The following is a 20,554-nucleotide window of genomic DNA, read 5'->3' as shown; positions in this document are numbered from 1 at the left end:
ATTTTCCCAAGAGACGCGCCCTATATTAAGTGGAGATCTGTCAACTGTCAACTGTCAACTGTTTAGGCTACACCGTAATCAGTATATGGTCGTTTGTATGGCGGTTGCAATCCCAAAACGATATCCTCTCTTGGCACTCCCATTTCAACTAATTCCTCCGCTGGATTTTCCTCTGTCAAATTTTGTTGAAGCCAGATTTTTCCATCTTTTATATCAATGTGAATGATGGTTTGATAAATCCGGGTTAAGTGTTCCCAGCCGACATTCATCCACTGATAATGATCTCGTTCTGTGTCGCAGATAAGTTGCACTTCGACTTCATCATCAGAAACATCATCTTCGGCATAACGGGTGATTAATGTCTGAACGTATTGACGATATTGAGCTAGTTTGTCCATTGCACAATTACCTCATTTTTTGAATCGTATACGATTAGAAATACCTGATACTGTTGTACCGCAGCTTGAGTAAATTCAGACTGAAAAAATGTTTTATACACGTCAATTGGTACTGCTAAGTATAATTTCCGATTAGGTTCAACAGATGCCAGACCTAGCCGATAACTTAGAAATTGTCCCAATGCAGCATAAAAGTCTGTAATCACAGAGGGATTGAGGAAGCTTTTGATTTCGACTGCAATTTTCTCCCCTCCTCGCTCCGCTGCGACTAACCTTTCTGCTCCCAAATCGACCTGAAATTTAATATTACCAAACTTAAACCTTAGTGGATCTGCAGTAATCACCCACTGTTCTTTTTCAAGAGATCTCTTTACGGATTCGTGGAAGGTATCTTTGGCGGACACAAATTTAATCTCAGCACGATCGCATACAACTACAAATTATAGCAAAATCACAGTATATTGTCAATCAGTAAAAGACTAAGTTTCTCAATATTTTTTAGCCAATGTGGACTTCAGTCCGCACTACAAACAGTTTCGTAGTGAGGACTTTAGTCCGAATATTACTTGTTTCCCGACTCCATTTCCTTGCGTTTCTTCGTTGATGACTTTTTGCGAGTTTTCGGAACCGGGATTGTCTCTGATTCTGGCTGTGCGATGTCTGCGATTGATTTGCACAATTCATTCAACAATTTCTGCTGAGATTCGAGCTCATTCAGCCGATTTGATGCTGTTTCTAATATTTGCTTTCCCTGTCTGGCTTGGATGGTAGTTTGATTTTCGATCGCATCCAGCAACACAAAAACTGATACAATTTGCCAAATATCCAAATCATCGCCCACGACATCGCACTGAGACACGATTTTGCCGTTTTCTGGGACGTGAATCCCTAGGCCGGAAGCTTGGATCAGCGGCTGGATTTCTGCTAGACTTAAATTGGCAAGGTCGGTAATTTTATGTTCGAGCGATACGAAATCTGCTAAATCTGGTAAGTTGACCGATTCTGCGGCTAAAGCATCGAATTTGAAGGTAAGAGTTTGATTTAACGGATCGGAAATCGCGTAAATTGATTGAATGTGCGATCGACTAACCGCACCTTGATCGAAAAAATCTTTGCCTAAAGGTGCGATCATCTTCGTTGATGAGCCTCCCGTAGGGGCGGGCTTCGCTAACGCAATTTTACCATTATCCGCCACCTCCAAAATCTCCAAATTAACCAAATTCGTCGCCGTAGTTTTCACAAAAACCTGATCCAACCCCAGCAAATCCGCCAACTCCTGCAAAGTCGGCGCAGGATCAAACTCAACACCAGCCCGCAAAATAAACTCTTCCAACACATTAAACTCGCGCGGTTCACTAATCGCCACTTCCAGCGGAGTTTGGCGAATTGCAAAGCGGAATTGACGCGCCGCCAACACTGACAAACCAGAGTTTTCCTGCTCAATTTGTTGGGCTAGCGAACTTAAATTCGCGTCAATTTGTTTAGCCGATGACGCTAGCAACATCTACAAAACCTCCGCAGTGACGCACCATTTTTGAAACTTCCTGATACATTTTTCCGACAGTACCTGTTTGTTGGGTAAATAAATCGTGACAGCCGACAACTATCAGCAATTCTTGAGCACGGGAAAAAGCCACATTCACCCGTTCCGGTTCCTTAGCAAATCCAATATCGCCCCTAATATTATTGCACACTGTGCTGACAATAATCACAGGTCTTTCCATGCCTTGAAATATGTCAACCGTACCAGTGCGGATACTCAAAGAAGGGAATCTTTCGGCGGCGATTCTATCTTTAATTGCGTTCAATTGAGCACCGTAAAAAGTGATAATCCCGATTTCCTTCGGCGGTTCACCCTCTACCATTTTAGGCCGCCAAGCGGTTTCCATCTGTTCGCATAAAAGCTCGATCGCATCAATCTCCTTCACATTCAACCGCGAAGTGCCCTGTTTTCCCTCTTCAAACCCTTGTCCCACCGGCGTTTTTACCCATAGGATATGATTGTGTTCTTTAATGATGTCACCTGCGAGATGGTGCGCGCGTCTCGTGTCTGCTTCCAGAATCCCACAATTGAGCTTTTGCTGGTAAAACTGATTGATTGCGCCCATAATTTGCGGGTGCATTCGGTATTGAGTTGTCAGCATTTTTTTGATACCGTCGCCAGCACTTTCAAACAATATTTTGAACAGCGATTCTTTGATAAAACTAAGTTCATCTCCCGTACAACCAATGTCTTCGGCGATATCGTCGATCGTACTTTGATTAAACATCGGCGGCAATTGCCTGTGATCGCCCACCAATACTAATTTTCTGCCCTTCAAAGCGGGAATTAATAACTCTGGTGGAGTGCATTTACTAACTTCGTCAATAATCACTGCATCAAAGCTGGGAAAGTTTTTGCTAAAATCGAAACTCGCAGCTTGCACGCAGGTAATGCCGATCACGTTGGCGTTGTCAATATAAATTTGCTTTAAATCATTGCGGTCTTTTTCCGATGGATTGCGGAGTTTTTCAATCCAATCTGTGACAAAGTTTTGAGAACGCTTGAGGGCTATTTCTTCTTGTTCTAATTCCCGCTGCCAATGTTTGAATAAACGCTTGATTTTGCTTAAAAAATCTACGCTGAATAATCCGGTACTGGGGACTTCCGGCTGATATTGATCCGGGATAGTTTGCCATGCTGATTTCCACCAATTTCTCTCTACAATTAACTCTGCTGTTGGCTGCTGTTGTTGGAGTTGAGCGGTAATATCGCTCAATTCTGCTTGAAGTTGCGCGAGTTGCTCATGCAAAGCTGTGGATGCAATTTCCAGCGGTGATAATTGCTCGTCAAGAGTAGTTTTGATGACTTCCAAAATTGCGAACGGATCTAAGTCAGCAATGGATTTTTCAAGCTGAATCAGACTGGTTTTCCAAACATCAATTTGCTTAACAAAATGCTGCGGCTGTTCCCAAATATTTGACTTTTGCGCGAGATATTGAGAGGCTAAGATCCGCAATTTTTCCGGTACGTTTGGTAGTTCTACAATTGCTTGCAATAAATTCGTAACTTCGCTAATTTTTAAGTTAGCTTCTTGCTGCGCTGTTTCTACCTGAACTTGGGCGGCGGATATTTGCTGCTGACTGACGGTTTGACCGATTTTATCTAATAACTGTTGCTGTTTGATCAGTTGTTGTTCGGTTTCGGTTTTTAGGGGAACTATGCACTGACGGGCGTTTCCGAGAATGCTGTGCAGCAATTCTTTGACTAGGCGATCGAAGGTTGCCTGGATTTGATTTGGCTGCAATGATTCACTATAAAATTGTTGGATGTTAGCTAAGAAAGTGCTAGCTTTTTCGATGATAAATTTGCGTTGACTGGGACTGACTTGGGTATAGCTGGCGAAGTCTTTGGCTAGTTGTTGCCATTGCGTGCGATCGCCCGCAGTGAGCACGATCGGCGTTTGACTCAAATTTAGGTGTAAAAACTCGCTAAATCGGAACTGCTGCCCTTGAATGTCCTTAAAACCTGCGGTGGCTTCGTGGGATAGCGCCTGCCGCAACCGCTCCAAATCGGGCAAACTGACTTTACACTTCGGCGGGACGATCGGCATTTTGAGCTGTCGAGCAATTTTCAGCAATCCTGCGGGCAATTCTACCATATCATCCGTCAGCATCGCGCCCGTTTCCCAGCAAGCTTTCACGACTTCATACAATCCCGTATCCGCCGTCTCAATCCATCCCGCAACGGCGACGACAACCGCCGCAATTTCGGTTTTTCGGAGTTCCAAATTCTGGATTTTTTGTTCGAGATTGTGGCGATGTGTCTGATTTTGCTTGTCGCCCAACTGTAGCTGATTCACCGCATCCGACAACTGGCGCGACACCCGCAACGACTCCGCAACCCCTGACATCGCGTGACAAACATCCTCAGCGCGATCGCACGCCGTCTTAAATTCGGATAATTGCGGTGCTACAGTTTCGCGCAACCAAACCGCAATTCCAAACGCGCCGCACATCGGGCGATCGAATCCTATTTGAATAGCATGATTGACGCAAATCCGCACATTTGCCATAAAGTTTTCGACTAAAACATTGCCTTCAGAATAAGGTTTTAGTTTCGGCATAAACTCGGCAATTTCTGAAGATTCCCAGTTAACATCCGGCGCAGATAGAAGATTGGCCAGCCCATCAACTAAAGATGCAATCTCGCTTTTGGCAGTTAAACTTAGTTGATAAGCTGCTGATTGCACGCTCAACCTTTCCTCAATATCTGCCTGACTATCATGTAGGTGTTTTAATCCCTTGAAAAAAGCTCTCTCGGCGGCAGAATAGGGATTAAATCTGTCGAAATCTGCCAGCAACTGCCGCAAAGATGTGACATTAATCTGACGCTGCGACAGTTTTTGTTCGCAATCAGTCGCCGTATTTTGTAGCCAAGTGCCGATCGCATTTTCTTCTAAAAACGGCTGCCCTTCTTCCTGCACCTTATGAGCTTTTCCCTTCCGCAAAGCCCGAATCGCCGGATTATGAACCAACCGACTCAAAGCATTATCAACCGCTAAATTAGCTTGCGAAGCAATGAGAGTTTTCCCACCTTTACGGGCAATTTGATAGCAAATTTCCGCAATCACCGTCGTTTTTCCGGTTCCCGGCGGCCCTTGAATTAGAATTAAATCCCGCGCCGAAAGCACCATTTCTACGGCGGCGAGTTGATCATCATTAGCATTGCGATTTAATAAGTCTTCCCGATCCAACTTAACCAATTTATCGGGAATTCTCGCCTGGGAAGAGTCGAATAAAAACTCGCTTAAATAGGGATTTTGAGCGCGGCCATCCGTGAGCATTTTTAAAGCTTTTTTCTTGCGATCGATCTGACTGATATCGCCCGCCGCCTCGAAATACAAGAATCCTTGTTTTGGTAGTTGATATCTGCCGCCCGCCAGGCGATCGCCCAAATCAACATCTAACTTAATCCGTAATTTACCATGATCAAACTCAATTTCCGCAATGCTACCCAAAGTCTCGCCATCGCGGCCACTTCTGCTTCCCGGTGGCGAATCAAATAAAATAATGTCTTCATTTCTGGCTTTTTTTAGCCTTTCGCGAAAGTCGCCGATTTGTAAGGGATTCTCATCGTAGCCGTCAAGAGTTGCAGAATTGCGATCGATTTCAAAAGTAACGATTTTGAAGCCGGAACCGTAGTTGTGCGCGCGGAAAGGTACACAAAATTGACGCGCCTCGGCGATGCGTTTTTCGACATTTAAGAAAGTGTGCCAAACTTTTAATTGTTCGGTACTCGGTATATGTCTATCGTCCCAGAATGGCATTTGTTGGACGCGGGCGATCGACTTTGCGGGAATTGGCGATCGACTTTTCGGCAAAAGTCGCAACTGTACCGGCAAAACATAGCCATCTTTTCTCCCTCTGGGAACCGCCACCAAACCAGCATCCAGCAGTTTTAAGCCACCGATTCCGTCTTCTATGCGTACAGTTGCTAGTAATCGCAAAGTGCGATCGGCTTTTTGCAACAATTCCGGCAATTCAAAATAATCTCCATCCGTAGCAAGAATCAATTCCCAGATTTCTTCCTCAGAAAATCTCTCATTCACCTTTTGGCGGCGCACATAAAAAAGACTGTGGGATTTGCCGGCTATCTCCGACATCAGAAGTTCCGCACGATCCCTGCATTCCCAATCGCAATATTTCGCTAAAGCCGCGTCCCCTTCAACTTGGCCAATAAACTTATTAATCGTGCGATCGCCACTAAATTTATATCCCCAATCTTCTGCTACTAAAGATGGCATATTTTGATTTTAGATTTTAGATGTTAGATTTTAGATTGGATTTAAGATTAGCACATAGGTTCGTAGTTTGTAGGGTGTGCACCGCGCACCAATTGAATTTGTAGTGTGTGCACCGCACCGGTTAAGAAGAACGGTTAAGAAGATCCGGCGGTTAGAAACCGCGTCTACACAGACGAAACCCGCCTCCGCGGGTTAAAGACGAAGACCGGGCGATAAAAATCACGTTACCTTCTTCAGTCCGCGGAGGCGGACATTGTTTGTGTAGACGCGGTTTCAACCGTACGTCCGATCTGCATCACCGCACACAAGGCGCGTCTGAATCTGCACAATAAAATCAAAAGGGCGAATGATGGGAATTGAACCCACGAATGGTGGTACCACAAACCACTGCCTTAACCACTTGGCTACACTCGCCATAACGTTTATAACTATAGCATCATATCTCAGCACAAGTCTAGGGGTAAAGCAAAAATATTTCAAAATATTTTTCAGCGTCCCTGAACCCGACAGATCAATTGCGCCTCCCATTCCAGGCACAGCAAGAGTTTAGCACAATTTTCCCTTTGGGAAAGCTGCAATAATCCCGCTTCCTGAGTAATCACGCAGCTTGGGATCAGCAGGTTTCCCAGCGTCCCGATTCAGCCCAGCACACTAAAATAGCCTCATAGCCCAGACTACATCAATTCCCTCATCCTTCCCTTCTTTCTTCCTTGGCGCCCTTTGCGCCTTCGCGGTTCGTTTAAAAAAAATCCAAAATCAATATGAGTTACTGCCTAAATCCAGAATGTCAAAAACCCGAAAACCCCAACACCGCAGAACATTGCTTAAACTGCGGCTTTAACCTATTGCTAAGACAGCGATATCGCCCGATTCAACTCATAGGTAGAGGTGGATTTGGCAAAACTTTCCTAGCAATTGATGAAGACATCCCATCGCACCCCCGCTGTGCAGTAAAGCAATTTTATTTTCACGATCGCGATCCAAAAATATTCAACAAAGCCCTTGAATTATTCCACCAAGAAGCCATCCGTTTAGACGACCTCAAACACCCACAAATTCCCAAATTATTAGCCTGCTTTGAACAAGAACGCCAGATTTATTTAGTTCAAGAATTTATAGACGGGCCGACTCTCAAACAAGAATTAGAGGAGAGTGTATACGATGAAAATAAAATTTGGCAACTGCTGCAAGACCTATTACCCGTGCTGCAATTTATCCACAATAGCCACGTCGTTCACCGCGACATTAAACCAGAAAATATTATCCGCCGCCAATCTAACAATAAACTTGTATTAATTGATTTCGGCATTGCTAAACTGCTGACTGATTCAGCCCTACTCCGTCCAGCAACGCTCATCGGCAGTCAAGATTATATAGCTCCTGAACAAATGCGTGGTAAAGTATTTCCTGCTAGTGATCTTTACAGTTTAGGTGTTACTTGCGTTCGCCTAATGACGCAAGTTCCGCCGTTGGATATGTATGACTGCAACACTGAACGCTGGTGGTGGCGCGACTTTCTCCCGAAAGGCACGAGTATTAGCAACGAGTTAGGTGAAATTTTAAATAAATTGCTGCAAACTCATCTTTGTCAACGCTACAGTTTTGCGTCGGAAGTTTTGCAAGATATCAATGCAGTTTTAGATGTTCGCCCTCAAGATTTACTTTTGCCGAAACAGCCGTTAGCAAAGCCCTCGCAGAGGATCGCCCCTACGATCATTGATAGCCCTAACTCAGATAATCTCACCGCGCCACCAACTCCTAATTTTCCGATTTCACCGACCAAAACTGCGGCTAATTCGCCAGAAAGTTTTTATTTATCTGTTACTTCTAATTTCGTTCCGACTATGACTTCTGCACGGGCAGTTGATTATACCAAACTACGGGATTGTTTGTCAAGCAAAAAGTGGAAAGAAGCCGATCGCGAAACTTGGACAGTCATGTGTCAATCTCTCTCGCTAGAACCGGGAACTCCGTTAGAAATCAGCCAAATTTACAAGTTACCGTGCCCAGATTTGCAAACAGTCGATCGCCTGTGGCTACATTATAGTCAAGGTCGGTTTGGTTTCAGTGTCCAAAAGCAAATCTACGAAAGCGTTAAGGGAGATTATATCCGATTTTGCGATCGGGTAAACTGGCCAACTTACAACTCTACTATCGCTTCAGGACAAATTAAATTTACTCAAAAAGCACCAATCGGACACCTCCCGTCTCGCAGTTGGGTGGGCGGCATTCAGTGGGTGCGACACCTCGATGCCCTGTCAGCAAAATTAACCGAGTGCAACAATAATGAGCCTGCTAAATCGTAATCCTTGTGTACCAAATAACTAAGTAAAATTTTATATTTTAAATCTACCTGAAAGCAGAGAAATGGCTCCCGCTAGATGTATCCAGCGAGCGAGGTTCGAGGTTCTCGCTTGTCGCACAATGGATGCTGAAGGTAAACACAGATACAAGTCGGCAATCTGGCGACTGTAACAACCGAACTAAAGAGAGGTATCGATCGATGTTTTTTCACAAAAAACAATTAATGGCTGCGGTGACTGTAGACGAAGCCAACCCCCGTTTTGCTCAATTGCTGCTAGAACAGTTTGGCGGAGCCACCGGAGAACTGACAGCAGCTCTGCAATACTGGGTGCAGTCTTTTCACTGTGAAAATGCAGAGATTAAGGATATGCTCCAAGATATTGCGATCGAAGAATTCAGCCACTTAGAAATGGTGGGCCAACTCATCGAAATGCACACCAAAAACGTTGATCAAACAGATGCTTACAAAAGCACTTTGTTTGCGATACGTGGTGTAGGCCCGCACTTGTTGGACAGCCAAGGTCAAGCTTGGACAGCAGCTTATATCAACGAAGGCGGGGATGTGGTGCGCGATTTGCGCGCTGATATCGCTGCGGAAGCAGGAGCTCGCCAAACCTACGAAGAATTGATTAAACTAGCGCCGGATGCCGGAACCAAAAAGACACTGCACTTCTTGCTAACTCGGGAAATTTCCCACACTCAAATGTTCATGAATGCTCTGCAATCAATGGGCAAACTTACCGATCCGCTGTTCGGAAATATCGCGCCAGATTCAACAGTAGATTTGTTCTTTAACTTGTCTAGTGATGGGAAGGACAAACCCAATGCTTTGAATTCTGAACCTACTTTCAAGTACGTCGCCGATCCTGAACCCAAAGGTTAATCAAAATATTCGGCAACTTATATCCCCTACTTCTTATAGAAGTAGGGGATATCGTTGTTATGTTTTTTTAGGAATTTAGGCTCCCAGATGTTAGAATTATTCAACATCATCGACCCTTAACATCAAATCCCTATTGAAATTGCGATCGACCTATTTATTAGTTTCCCACGGCAGCCGCGACCCCAGACCCCAAATCGGTTTGGAAAACCTAAGTCAACTGCTGTCTCAAAAATTGCCTGACTCGTTCCCCGCAGTCGCCACCGCCACCCTAGAACTCGGCCCCGCGCCACTCCACGAACAAATTTGCAGTTTTGGCGAACATACCCTGTCGCTGGGACTGACAGAATTGCAAATCCTGCCCGTATTTTTATTACCGGGAGTTCACGTCGCCGAAGACATACCCGCAGAGGTGGAAATTGCCCAAAAAATTTTTGGTTCCCGGTTAAAAATAGAAGTGCGCCCGCATTTAGGTTCCCAGGAAGCGGGCTTAACAAACTTGCTGAAAACTCAGATGCAAGACGTAGCTTTTCTCCCCAATTTGCTATCCCCAAAATGGATTGTATTATCTCACGGCAGCCGCCGCCCCGGAGGTAACTCGACAGTCGAGGAAATCGCCAGCGAACTCGGTGCACAGACAGCTTATTGGTCGGTAAAGCCGAGTTTGGAAGAGCGAATTGACAGTTTAGTTCGTGGTGGACAGCAGCAAATAGGAATTGTGCCATACTTCTTATTTAATGGAGGAATTACAGATGCGATCGCCAAAAATGTCGCACAGCTAAAGCAGCAATTCCCTGCGGCGGAGCTTCATCTCGCAAATCCTCTAGGCGCAAGTGTAGAATTAGCAGACTTAATTCGGGATTTAATTCAAAAATGAATCGCAAAGACACAGAAGAGGTCAAGGAAGCAAGCAAAATGTCTTTAGGTAAAGTGTATTTGGTAGGTGCAGGGCCCGGAGACCCGGGTTTGATGACGTTAAAGGGAAAAGCTCTGTTAGAGTGTGCGGATGTCGTGATTTACGATGCTTTAGTCAGCCCTCAAATTTTGGCAGTAATCAATCCGCAAGCAGAACGAATTGATGCCGGCAAACGCAAAGGCCGTCACTCGTTAATGCAGGACGAAACAACTCAGTTAATGATCGAAAAAGCTCAAAATAATGCGATCGTAGTTCGTCTCAAAGGCGGTGATCCATTTATTTTCGGGCGCGGTGGCGAAGAAATGGAAGAGTTGGTAAAAGCTAGAGTTGCGGTGGAAGTCGTTCCGGGTGTAACTTCTGGGATTGCGGCCGCTGCTTATGCGGGAATTCCTCTCACACATCGATCGTACAGTTCGTCAGTTACCTTTGTCACCGGCCACGAATCAGCGGGAAAATATCGGCCAGAGGTAAATTGGCAGGCGATCGCCCGTGGCTCCGAAACCATTGTAGTATACATGGGAATCCACAATTTGCCTTATATCATCGGCCAGTTAACAACAGCCGAATTGAGTGCAGAAACGCCCATAGCATTAGTGCGCTGGGGAACGCGGCCGGAACAAGAAGAATTGATCGGCACTTTGAGTACAATTGTAGAGCAAGTTGAGGTGGCTGGATTTTCCGCACCTGCGATCGCGGTAATCGGAAATGTCGTCAATTTACACTCAATATTGTCAGGCTGTCGGCCATATCAGGCGGCGGTTGAAACCGCGTCTACACAAACCATGTCCGCCTCCGCAGACTGAAGACGTACGGTTGAAACCACATCTACACAAACGATGTCCGCCTCCGCGGACTGAAGAAGATAACGTAATTTTAACCGTCTTTGTCTTCAACCCGCGGAGGCGGGTTTTGTCTGGGTAGACGCGGTTTCAACCGTCGTCTCTTCTTAAATCCCCAGCCTAAAAACTTCGCTGTCAACTGTCAACTGTCAACTGTTAACGCGCCACCTGCCGCATATATTCGCCCCACAACTGAGCAGCATTTGCACTACCTCCGGCAGTCGGAGAATTATCATCATTTCCCAACCAAACTCCCGTCACCAGTTCCTGACTGGGAATATAACCGACAAACCACAAATCCTTATTATCATTAGTCGTGCCTGTTTTTCCAGCTTCTCCCAACCCCAAAGCAGCACTACTACCCGTACCTCCCCGGACAACACCTTGCAGCATATCAGTCATCGTATCCGCTACGGCTTCAGAAACTAACTGCCGATTAGCAACGCCATCTTTTTGATAGTCATAAATCACCCGACAACTTTTAAAATCATTTCGATCTTTGCAATCGCTGCTGTCAATAATTCGCTTGATCACATGGGGGCGATTGCCCAAACCCCGGTTCGCCAAAACCCCGAATGCACCCGTTAATTGTAATACGTTAACTTCACTTTCACCTAACACCAAACCAGGGGTAGAACGCAGTGGAGATGTAATCCCCAAACGTTTAGCCATCGCCACTACATTGTCTAAGCCGACATCTTGTGCGACTCTCAAAGCAATGGGATTTTCTGACTGTGCTAAACCCCGATACATATCAGCGCTACCGCTAGTTCTGGCACAGCCGCTGTAACTTTGTCCGCCCCAGGAAAGCGGCTCGCAAGAATAGGTCTTATTTGGTGATATTCCGCTTTCTAAGGCGGCTGTATAGGTGAAAATCTTAAATGTAGAACCGGGCTGTCTCAATGCTTGGGTGGCTCGATTAAATTGACTTTGCAAATAATCTACGCCGCCAACTAAAGCTAAAACTTCTCCAGTTTTAGTATTAAGAGTTACCACAGCTCCTTGAGAAAAACCTGCACTCGCTCCGGCATTTTCTACAGCATTTCTCAGGGAAGATTCAGCCACTTTTTGCAGACCGGGATTTAAGCCTGTTTCTACAATAAAATTGCCTTCTCTGGCTAATTGCGCCCCCAGCAAAAATTCTAATTCGTCAAATACATAACTGTAGAAATAAGGCGCGATCGTACTTTGCAGGTATTGGCGGGCTTTGGGATTGATGTCGATTCGCGATCGCCTCGCGCGATCGGCTTCTTCCTGAGTAACAGTCCCCATTGCGCGCATTCGTTCGATTACCCGATCGCGATATTGCACCGCCAACTGATAATTTTGAATCGGATTAAAACTGTTTGGCGCTGGCAAAATGCCCGCCAAAGTCGCTGCTTCCGACAAACTCAAATCCTTCGCCGACTTGCCAAAATAAAACAGAGACGCATCCTCAAAACCGTACAGGTCAATTCCCAAAAACACGCGATTCAAATAAGTCAGCAATAGCTCGTCTTTGCTGTAATAACTCTCCAGTTTCAAAGCAACTACGGCTTCCCGCAATTTGCGTCCGGCGGAATCTTGAGTTCCCACATAATCTCGAAACAAACTCCTCGCTAACTGCTGCGTCACTGTGCTGCCGCCTTCGCGAATTCCTCCGCCGCGCACGTTGGTCAACAGCGCGCGCAAAACCCCGATCGGATCTACACCCAAATGCCAATTGTAGCGGCTGTCTTCCGAAGCAAGTACCGCCTTGGATAAATAAGGCGAAAAATCCTGCAATCCCTTTAATTCTACGTGAGCGTTATTCTGCGGAGGGCGCAGGGGAGTTTGTCCGTCGCGGGCGTAAACTATCACGGGCCCGTTGATACTTCTCGGCAGAGGTCGTACTTGAAACTTGCTCGATTCAAAGCCGACCAAAATAGCGATCAAAGTGGTAATTCCGCTGACACCGTAAAAGCTGTAACGCAAAAATTCAAAATACCAAGGTGGCGGATCTATGTACTGAACTCTGACGGCGGCGGCAAGTTCCGGTGGGCCTAAGGTGAACACGTCTCCGTGACGCAGGGACATACTTTTAACTCGTCTTTTACCTCTGTAAATGCCGTTGGTAGAGTCTTCATCTTTGATCACAAACGGTGTTCGCCGTCGAGTATCTCGCGCCAGGGATAGGTGCACGTGACTGACAACGGGATTGCGAACTACAATATCAGAAGCTTTGGACGATCGACCTAACAAATATCGATCGCCCAATAGCGGATAAACCTCGGCCTTTGCAGCGCCGGCATCTTGTACCCACAGTTCGGGTACTTTGGCATTCGGTTTGAGGGCTAGCTGGTTAAAATTAACCTTGGCAATAGTCTGGACTGCTTGGGTGATCGCACCCAAGACGGTTTGAGGTTTGCGGGGTGGCTGCGGTGGGGTCATATTTCGCTGTGGACTACGATCGAGCGATCGGCTCTTGCACCATTCTACTCGCAACTTTTGGCCAATTCCAAAAGCAGGCCCGATCAAGAAAAAATCGAGTTTTTATGGAGATATAGCCTTTCTCAGAAAGATCAGGTACGCGAACGGCATAGGGCATAGGGGATATGGCATAGGGCATAGGGCATGAGGCTCTCCTCACTTTTTTGAGAACCGCTATATCTTGAAAGAAACCCGGTTTCTCTAAAATTGCACCAGTGGCTCAGAAACCGGGTTTCTCATAAAATCTCGGTTGGGTGGCTAAATATCTCGAAAGAAACCCGGTTTCTTGTATATAAATTATCATAAAATTGCCAAAATCTTCCTTCTTCCTGATGACTAATGACTAATGACTATTGACTACTGACTACTGACTTCTTCCTTCTTCGTGATGACTAATGACTACTGACTAATGACTACTGACTACTGACTACTGACTACTGACTTCTTCCTTCTTCCTTCTTCCTTCTTTTATAATTAAAACCCCCCTTTTTCAAGGGGGGTTTTAGGCGTAAAATACGCGAGATTCTCCTTACATCGAAGAACCCAAACCGGCATAAGCACCGTAGAAGAAAAGGCTGACAATGCTCAGAACACCGAGGCCTGCGACGGTAGCTACCAGCCACAAAGGAATTCTGCCACTTTCACTAAACATAGCGATTACCTCACTAATTCACAGCTAAACAAATTGGATTGAACCACAGAGATAAAACTCAAAAACCAGTTAATTAAAGAAATAACTGGAGAACAAAATACCCAGAGTAAAAATCAGCAACAGACCCAAATAAAGGGAAGTCCGATTTAACTCTACGGGCTGCTCGTTGGGATTAGGAACGCGCTCAGGCATTGTAAACTCCTATCGTTGAATAAATTGCATTGCTGCGATCGCGCCCAAAAAGAAAATTGTTGGGACACCTAAAGTATGAACTGCCAACCAGCGTACCGTAAAAATCGGATACGAAATTGGCTCATTGTTTGGCGTTCTGCTCGTCATTTTTCCAAATCCTTGTAAAATTACTTGCCAATGAACTGATCTACTTGTTTCTTAGCTTCAAAGCGATCCGAGATAATCGGCACTTCTTCCCGCTGCTCTGTGAAATACTGGTTAGGGCGAGGAGTTCCGAAAGCATCGTAAGCCAAACCCGTTTGCACAAACAGCCATCCAGCAATAAACAAAGCTGGAATGGTGAGGCTGTGAATTACCCAATAACGGATGCTTGTAATAATGTCCCCAAACGGACGTTCTCCAGTTGTACCAGACATTTAGATTCCTCCTTTCAACAACAAATCAACAGACAATCTCTATTACTATTCTACTATCAAGCAGCTTGCGCTGCACCTTGATATTTAAGTAGAGTGCCGCTCGCGCCAATCACAAATCCGCGATCGGGGCCCATGAAGACAATTTTGTAAAAATTAGCGGGAACATCCTCAACTTCGCGGTCTTTTTGCCAAGTTTTCCCGCCGTCCAAACTGCACAGCAAATTGCCGCCGCCGCCGGCTACCCAAACTTCATTATCAGTCCGGTAAGCCATATCTAGCAAACCCCAACTCGCCTTGCGATCGGGAAAAAACGGTTTTCCCCAACCTTCAGCACTTTCGGGATCGCTAAACTGAATTTGACCGCCGCGGGCGAGCATCCACAAACGCCCGTCCTTCGTAAAGCCCATATTTTGTAGGCGACGAGAACTGTTACGGTTGTGAGGTTCCCAAGCATTTTGTCCTGGTTTCCACACGGAGTAGAAATTGCCCTTTGAGGATACCGCAACATACTGCCCGTCTTCTGAACGGTTGATATTGCGAACTACCCCAAAGGAATCCTGGACAATCGCTTTCCAATTTTTGCCGCCGTCAGAAGTGCGGTAAATGGCGCCTACATCCGTCGTCATGTCAGCCGTATTTGGGCCAATAGCTGCGATCGTACTGGGAGAACCCGGTAACTGAGCACTCAAAGCAATCCGCGTCCAAGACTTGCCCTCATCGGTAGTGTGGAGCAAAACCGAAGGCTGCCCGACTATCCAGCCTTCGGAACCGGAAAAACTCACCGACGAGAAACGCGATCTCGGCTCGTCTATATCCAGTGCGATCGGCTTCCAGTTAGTCCCGCCGTCGATCGTTTCAAACAGAGTCGCCTCCGAACCAACAACCCAGCCGTGCTGATCGTTGCCCGTAAAGGCAATATCCTGCAAATTAGCGGACGTAGGCAAGGAAATCACCTGCCAAGGGTTGTAACTCACAGAACCGATCGTGCTGCAACTCGTACAGATGAGTGCAGCCGCCAATAACATTACAATTCGTTGCCAAAATCTCACAATCGTTTTACTGCAAACCATACATACTAAGTAAAAACAAGAAACCAACGACCAAGCCGCCAAAAATCAGCAAACTTTTCTGACCTTCGGTCATGCCGTTGACACCGACACCGTAACGCTGATTTGCCTTAAACCCCGACACCCCTTCCAGCAGGCCGAGATTTTGAAACACTGACTTGCGCCCCGCACAAACGGGACAAACCCAAGTTAGGGGCAAATCTTCAAAAGCCGTGCCAGGGGCAATGTCATTTTTAGGATCGCCCTTTTTCGGATTGTAGACGTAGCCGCAGGCGCGGCACTCGTGCCGATCGAGGGTCTTAGTCTCAGTGGCTCGATCGCTCATAGCTCAAAAGAGTAGGTCAGCTAATCTTAAAATATACATTAAAGAGTGTAGCAGTTCTTAGGACTAAACCATATAGGGTTGCAGAAAGCGTATAGGTAAATATAGCTAAATATAGTGTTCTTATTTGTCAATAAAAACAATAAATGAGAATGTAACGAGAGAGTGAAAATAGAGGGAATAGGGTAGGGTGGGTAGTGAGTAAATCAGAAAATAGGCACAAAAAACCCCGCCGGGCTAGGGCGGGTAGTAAGTAGGTTGTACTGGGTAGGGTTAGATGCCTGCAAAACTTACATCAGGGTTAACCCCTAAATAGTGTTTCTGGATAACCTCTACACTATTGCCGCACGCTGTAGCCAGCAAGAATAAGTCAGTACCTGCGTGTGCCTGTAGGCTTATGAACGTATGACGGCAGCTATAAAAAGGCAGATACCCGCTGATTAAGCCATCACTAACTAACTGAGATACAATGCCGGGGTATTTATACCTAATATCCCCTCTGGTGTTTACACTTTCTGTCCATAGGGTGTAAGCATTACCAGTATCCCAGCCCTTGCCATTTAACTTAGTAAATACTAAATCGTTAGGCTGTGCGTTTTCGGGCTTGATTCTTAACAAAAGTTCCCTTAGTTTAGGGTACATTTTAAAGATGCGTATATCACCTGTTTTCGTCTTCTTTGTTACCTTAGATTGCCCGTCATAACTGCGACTAAAAACGATATTGTTTTTCTCTTCACCTCGGAAGCAATCACGCCAACGCAAAGCAAACGCCTCACCACTACGACAACCTGTTAGAAAACGGAATTCGACTAAGGGAGCCATTTGACGTGGTGATGCGTTTTTATGCTTGTAAAAAGCATCAATGATCGTGTCACGTTCCTCTTTTGTAAAGGCACGTCGATCGCGCTCTTCGGCGTCTGATTCATTGTCGGGTATATCCCACCATTCTCGCTCTGTACCGTCCGCATTGATAATTGGTTGGTAGATATCCGTTGTATTTTCAACTTTGTTTTCGAGAATAAACGGGTTTTTTGTTAGCTGAGTTTTGCCTTGATACTGTAGTCTGGTAAAGGCTTCTGATAAGGCGGCTAGCGTTCGTTTTGAGTAATTATCAGTGATGTTGAGCGATGTCACCATATCGGCATTTACATCCAATAGAACCTTGTCAGCTATCCCTTTACCCGTATCTAAAAGCTTTCTTTCGATTGAATCCCAAACCAAACCTTTAATTGTGTTGGTAAAAATTCCTGCGTGTTGCTTTAGAAAGGTAGTTGCTTGCAATTGCGGGCGCTTCCACTCTAAGTAGTCCTCCCACATTGCACCCACCGTCAACTCGGCTTCCGCCTCTGGGATAGGCGCTGCTAACTGTAAAGCTGCGTACTGTGCTTTTAGTCCGTACTTGGCAAACGTAGGGTCAAACAACTGATCCCAGTCGGGGTGTAGCAAATCGTTTTCGATCCGAAAGGCGATCGCTTCTGCCCGTTGACGATTCTCAGGTGTATCCTTCATCCCTAACGGTTGATACTTGCGCTTCCCACCAAAAATGGGGTTGTACCGAGTGCTGAACTGTAGTCTGAGAGATTCTCTATCAGCCTGTACTTTCACGGTGTCAGCGGTGCTGTTGCTGTTTTTTGCGTACATAGTATTTATTTGTCAAGGTACGGTGTAGTAAGCTTTTCACCTCCTAGCAACCTACTATCACAGCTTACTGGTTTTGTGGAATATTACAACATACGCATAGCGTGAACAAAGGTTATAGCGTGACCAGCCGGGTTATGCTATCAAGATTAAAAAATATTGCAGAAGATGGACGATTAATCTCAACCAATTCGTAATTCTAGCTACGCAAAATCTATATAATGTAAAGATCGAGTTACAAACCCTTTCACAGAGGCAGTAATCATTCACCGTGTTTGCACTTAGCGGCTACGAGTATTTCTTAGGCTTCCTGTTAATTTCGAGCCTAGTGCCTATCCTCGCCCTCACGGCGTCTAAGGTACTACGGCCCAAAAGTCGTCCCTACGACCGACGTACTACCTACGAATCTGGCGTCGAGCCGATCGGCGGAGCCTGGATTCAGTTCAACATCCGATATTATATGTTCGCCCTGGTCTTCGTCATCTTCGACGTAGAGACCGTCTTCCTCTATCCTTGGGCGGTAGCTTTCAACCAGCTAGGACTCTTGGCTTTCATCGAAGCCTTGTTTTTCATCACGATCCTCGTTATTGCTCTTGTATATGCATGGCGCAAAGGAGCCTTAGAATGGTCTTAAGTTCTGACACATCACAAAAATCGCTAATTGTCAATCCGGCAGAGCGTCCGCAAGTCACATCCGAATTATCCGAGAACGTCATCCTAACTACGGTTGATGACATCTATAACTGGGCGAGACTTTCGAGTCTGTGGCCACTGCTTTACGGCACGGCTTGCTGCTTCATCGAATTTGCAGCTTTAATTGGATCGCGCTTCGACTTCGACAGATTTGGTCTAGTACCGCGATCGAGCCCCCGGCAAGCCGACTTGTTAATCACCGCCGGTACAATTACCATGAAGTACGCCCCCATCTTGGTGCGGCTGTACGAACAAATGCCTGAACCCAAATACGTGATCGCGATGGGCGCTTGCACCATCACCGGCGGAATGTTCAGCGTAGACTCGCCCACAGCAGTCAGAGGCGTTGACAAACTGATTCCCGTAGACGTGTACATCCCCGGTTGTCCTCCCCGTCCAGAAGCGATTATTGACGCAATTATCAAACTGCGGAAAAAAATTGCCAACGACTCGATGCAAGAACGCGCAAACTTGCTACCGACTCACCGCTACTACACCAGACCCCACAAAATGAAAGTAGTAGATGACATTTTGGACGGCAAATATTTGTCAATTCCCGGCCGGATAGCCCCACCGAAGGAATTGACGGAAGCAATGGGAATGCCCGTACCGCCCGCCCTGCTTGCAGGACAAAAACAGGAGGTACAACGTGGCTGAGACAGAAACTTCGATTGTTGAAGCTGGGAAGGTTTCTCAGTGGTTGACTCAGAATGGCTTTGAGCACGAAGCTTTGGCGGCCGATAATTTGGGTGTGGAGATATTAAAGGTCGATCGAGAATTCCTAATTCCGATGTCAACAGCACTGTATGCCTACGGTTTCAATTATATGCAGTACCAGTGCGCCTACGACCAAGGCCCTGGAGAAGATTTAGTCAGCGTCTACCACTTGGCTAAGCTGACAGATAATGCTTCCCATCCCGAAGAAGTCCGCGTCAAAGTATTCATCCCCCGCGAAGATCCGAGAGTACCATCAGTGTACTGGATTTGGAAAGCGGCAGATTTCCAAGAGCGGGAATCCTACGATATGTACGGCATTGTCTACGAAGGACATCCGAATCTGAAACGGATTTTGATGAACGAAGATTGGGTAGGCTGGCCGCTGCGGAAAGATTACATTTCCCCTGATTTTTACGAATTGCAAGACGCTTATTAAGAAAATTTTGAGTTTTTAGCTCAAAATACAGTTGGTTATTTTGCACCCACTTCTTTGAGGAGTGGGTACATTTTTTTTGTGCGTTTTTTTTTGAAATGTCGATCAAAATTTTTTGGGATATGATGAAAGTGTACCCATCACCTTGTCATATTTTTAATGTCTGCTTATGCCCAAAAAGATTAGAGAACTCAAAAGCCTGTTGCTAAAAGCTGGGTTTACTTATCGTTCGGCAAAAGGCAGTCATACAAGATGGGTTCATCCTTTACTACCTAATGAACCAATTACCATTGCTGGAAAAGATGGCGATGATGCGAAACTGTATTTAGAGAGAGAAGTTAATCGAAAAATTGGAATATTGAAAGCAATTGAAGAAGAGGAGTCTGAATCATGAAATTACCTTATATAATTGTTATTCAATGGTCGGATGAAGATAATTGCTACCTAGTTCACTTACCTGATTTTCCATCTCAGCAGTTCCACACTCACGGAGATACCTACGAAGAAGCTTTGCAGAATGCAGTGGAGGTATTAGAGCTTTTAGTTGAAGAATATCAGGTAGATGGTAAATCTCTCCCAGCACCTAAAACTTTAACAGAAAACTTGCTGTTTGCTTGAATGTAGATTTGAAGTCATTGAGCATGATTCGGAGATTCCGAGATTAACAACCTGCTATCCTATGTAATGTCTGGAGGCAATAAGAGTGACAAAGAATACAATTAAATTGTATCCGCTCAATAAATCGGGGTAACAGCAAAAAAGAAGGTTCACAATCTAGCCACAGCATGGTAAAATACAAAACATGACGCAAAAAACATCTGGTGACAAATTAGTAGAAACCTTACTGCAAAGC

21 protein-coding genes and 1 tRNA gene are annotated in these 20,554 nt (G+C 45.6%); 9 read left to right on the top strand and 13 right to left on the bottom strand.

The window, feature by feature from the left end:
* Positions 1-62: 62 nt before the first annotated feature.
* From K4039_RS03640 to K4039_RS03620, 5 genes are all read right to left on the bottom strand, one after another.
* Positions 63-398 carry a XisI protein gene (locus K4039_RS03640; protein ID WP_265233771.1) on the bottom strand — a complete coding sequence of 112 codons (336 nt, stop codon included), beginning with the start codon at positions 396-398 and terminating at the stop codon, positions 63-65.
* A complete protein-coding gene (locus K4039_RS03635; protein ID WP_265233770.1) occupies positions 386-802 on the bottom strand; it encodes a XisH family protein in 417 nt (138 codons plus the stop codon). Before K4039_RS03635 ends, K4039_RS03640 begins: the two co-directional genes overlap by 13 nt.
* Before the next feature lie 158 nt (positions 803-960).
* Positions 961-1,902: a hypothetical protein gene (locus K4039_RS03630; protein WP_265233769.1), complete on the bottom strand. Its 942-nt coding sequence runs from the start codon at positions 1,900-1,902 to the stop codon at positions 961-963.
* Positions 1,880-6,184 carry an AAA domain-containing protein gene (locus tag K4039_RS03625; protein WP_265233768.1) on the bottom strand — a complete coding sequence of 1,435 codons (4,305 nt, stop codon included), beginning with the start codon at positions 6,182-6,184 and terminating at the stop codon, positions 1,880-1,882. The genes K4039_RS03630 and K4039_RS03625 overlap by 23 nt, the downstream gene beginning before the upstream one ends.
* A 341-nt stretch (positions 6,185-6,525) precedes the next feature.
* A tRNA-His gene (locus K4039_RS03620) sits at positions 6,526-6,598 on the bottom strand.
* A 347-nt stretch (positions 6,599-6,945) separates the two neighbouring features.
* Here K4039_RS03620 and K4039_RS03615 point away from each other — a divergent pair.
* The 4 genes from K4039_RS03615 to cobA all read left to right on the top strand — a co-directional run bounded on the left by K4039_RS03615 (position 6,946) and on the right by cobA (position 11,087).
* Positions 6,946-8,490, top strand: coding sequence for a serine/threonine-protein kinase (locus tag K4039_RS03615; protein ID WP_265233767.1), 1,545 nt, complete (start codon positions 6,946-6,948; stop codon positions 8,488-8,490).
* 197 nt (positions 8,491-8,687) lie between these two features.
* On the top strand, positions 8,688-9,371 hold the full coding sequence (locus tag K4039_RS03610) for a manganese catalase family protein (protein WP_265233888.1): 684 nt from the start codon (positions 8,688-8,690) through the stop codon (positions 9,369-9,371).
* Between the two features lie 133 nt (positions 9,372-9,504).
* Positions 9,505-10,245 carry a sirohydrochlorin chelatase gene (locus K4039_RS03605; protein ID WP_375339780.1) on the top strand — a complete coding sequence of 247 codons (741 nt, stop codon included), beginning with the start codon at positions 9,505-9,507 and terminating at the stop codon, positions 10,243-10,245.
* Positions 10,242-11,087, top strand: a complete 846-nt coding sequence (gene cobA, locus K4039_RS03600; protein ID WP_265233766.1) for a uroporphyrinogen-III C-methyltransferase — start codon at positions 10,242-10,244, stop codon at positions 11,085-11,087. Before K4039_RS03605 ends, cobA begins: the two co-directional genes overlap by 4 nt.
* Before the next feature lie 192 nt (positions 11,088-11,279).
* Here cobA and K4039_RS03595 read toward each other — a convergent pair whose 3' ends face one another.
* From K4039_RS03595 to K4039_RS03560, 8 genes are all read right to left on the bottom strand, one after another.
* Positions 11,280-13,532 (bottom strand): transglycosylase domain-containing protein, encoded by a 2,253-nt coding sequence (locus K4039_RS03595; RefSeq protein WP_265233765.1) that lies wholly within the window; start codon positions 13,530-13,532, stop codon positions 11,280-11,282.
* A gap of 568 nt (positions 13,533-14,100) precedes the next feature.
* Positions 14,101-14,223 carry a photosystem II reaction center protein J gene (locus K4039_RS03590; protein WP_006635506.1) on the bottom strand — a complete coding sequence of 41 codons (123 nt, stop codon included), beginning with the start codon at positions 14,221-14,223 and terminating at the stop codon, positions 14,101-14,103.
* Positions 14,224-14,292: 69 nt separating this feature from the next.
* Entirely contained in the window at positions 14,293-14,415 is a 123-nt protein-coding gene (locus K4039_RS03585; protein ID WP_172190234.1) for a photosystem II reaction center protein L, read from the bottom strand.
* A 9-nt stretch (positions 14,416-14,424) separates the two neighbouring features.
* Positions 14,425-14,562, bottom strand: a complete 138-nt coding sequence (gene psbF / locus K4039_RS03580; protein WP_006635504.1) for a cytochrome b559 subunit beta — start codon at positions 14,560-14,562, stop codon at positions 14,425-14,427.
* A 20-nt stretch (positions 14,563-14,582) separates the two neighbouring features.
* Positions 14,583-14,831: a cytochrome b559 subunit alpha gene (gene psbE / locus K4039_RS03575; RefSeq protein WP_265233764.1), complete on the bottom strand. Its 249-nt coding sequence runs from the start codon at positions 14,829-14,831 to the stop codon at positions 14,583-14,585.
* 56 nt (positions 14,832-14,887) lie between these two features.
* The gene (locus tag K4039_RS03570) at positions 14,888-15,901 is read right to left on the bottom strand and encodes a photosynthesis system II assembly factor Ycf48 (protein WP_265233763.1); all 1,014 of its coding nucleotides are present in this window, start codon (positions 15,899-15,901) and stop codon (positions 14,888-14,890) included.
* On the bottom strand, positions 15,888-16,223 hold the full coding sequence (locus K4039_RS03565; RefSeq protein WP_265233762.1) for a rubredoxin: 336 nt from the start codon (positions 16,221-16,223) through the stop codon (positions 15,888-15,890). The genes K4039_RS03570 and K4039_RS03565 overlap by 14 nt, the downstream gene beginning before the upstream one ends.
* A 270-nt stretch (positions 16,224-16,493) precedes the next feature.
* Positions 16,494-17,861, bottom strand: coding sequence for a hypothetical protein (locus K4039_RS03560; protein ID WP_265233761.1), 1,368 nt, complete (start codon positions 17,859-17,861; stop codon positions 16,494-16,496).
* A 268-nt stretch (positions 17,862-18,129) separates the two neighbouring features.
* Between K4039_RS03560 and ndhC the strand changes: the two genes are divergently transcribed.
* The 5 genes from ndhC to K4039_RS03535 all read left to right on the top strand — a co-directional run bounded on the left by ndhC (position 18,130) and on the right by K4039_RS03535 (position 20,319).
* Positions 18,130-18,492 carry a photosynthetic/respiratory NAD(P)H-quinone oxidoreductase subunit C gene (gene ndhC / locus K4039_RS03555; protein WP_006635500.1) on the top strand — a complete coding sequence of 121 codons (363 nt, stop codon included), beginning with the start codon at positions 18,130-18,132 and terminating at the stop codon, positions 18,490-18,492.
* A complete protein-coding gene (gene ndhK / locus K4039_RS03550) occupies positions 18,483-19,208 on the top strand; it encodes a photosynthetic/respiratory NAD(P)H-quinone oxidoreductase subunit K (RefSeq protein ID WP_265233759.1) in 726 nt (241 codons plus the stop codon). The genes ndhC and ndhK overlap by 10 nt, the downstream gene beginning before the upstream one ends.
* A complete protein-coding gene (locus K4039_RS03545; RefSeq protein WP_265233756.1) occupies positions 19,201-19,704 on the top strand; it encodes an NAD(P)H-quinone oxidoreductase subunit J in 504 nt (167 codons plus the stop codon). Before ndhK ends, K4039_RS03545 begins: the two co-directional genes overlap by 8 nt.
* A gap of 166 nt (positions 19,705-19,870) precedes the next feature.
* Positions 19,871-20,095, top strand: a complete 225-nt coding sequence (locus K4039_RS03540; protein ID WP_265233755.1) for a type II toxin-antitoxin system HicA family toxin — start codon at positions 19,871-19,873, stop codon at positions 20,093-20,095.
* Complete coding sequence (locus K4039_RS03535) at positions 20,092-20,319, top strand: type II toxin-antitoxin system HicB family antitoxin (RefSeq protein ID WP_265233754.1); 228 nt, start codon at positions 20,092-20,094, stop codon at positions 20,317-20,319. The genes K4039_RS03540 and K4039_RS03535 overlap by 4 nt, the downstream gene beginning before the upstream one ends.
* Positions 20,320-20,554: the final 235 nt, after the last annotated feature.

This window comes from Lyngbya sp. CCAP 1446/10 (genome assembly GCF_026130175.1).
Lineage (GTDB): Bacteria > Cyanobacteriota > Cyanobacteriia > Cyanobacteriales > Microcoleaceae > Microcoleus.
Note: the sequence above shows the minus strand (reverse complement) of the source record. Positions and strands in the feature narration are given on the sequence as shown.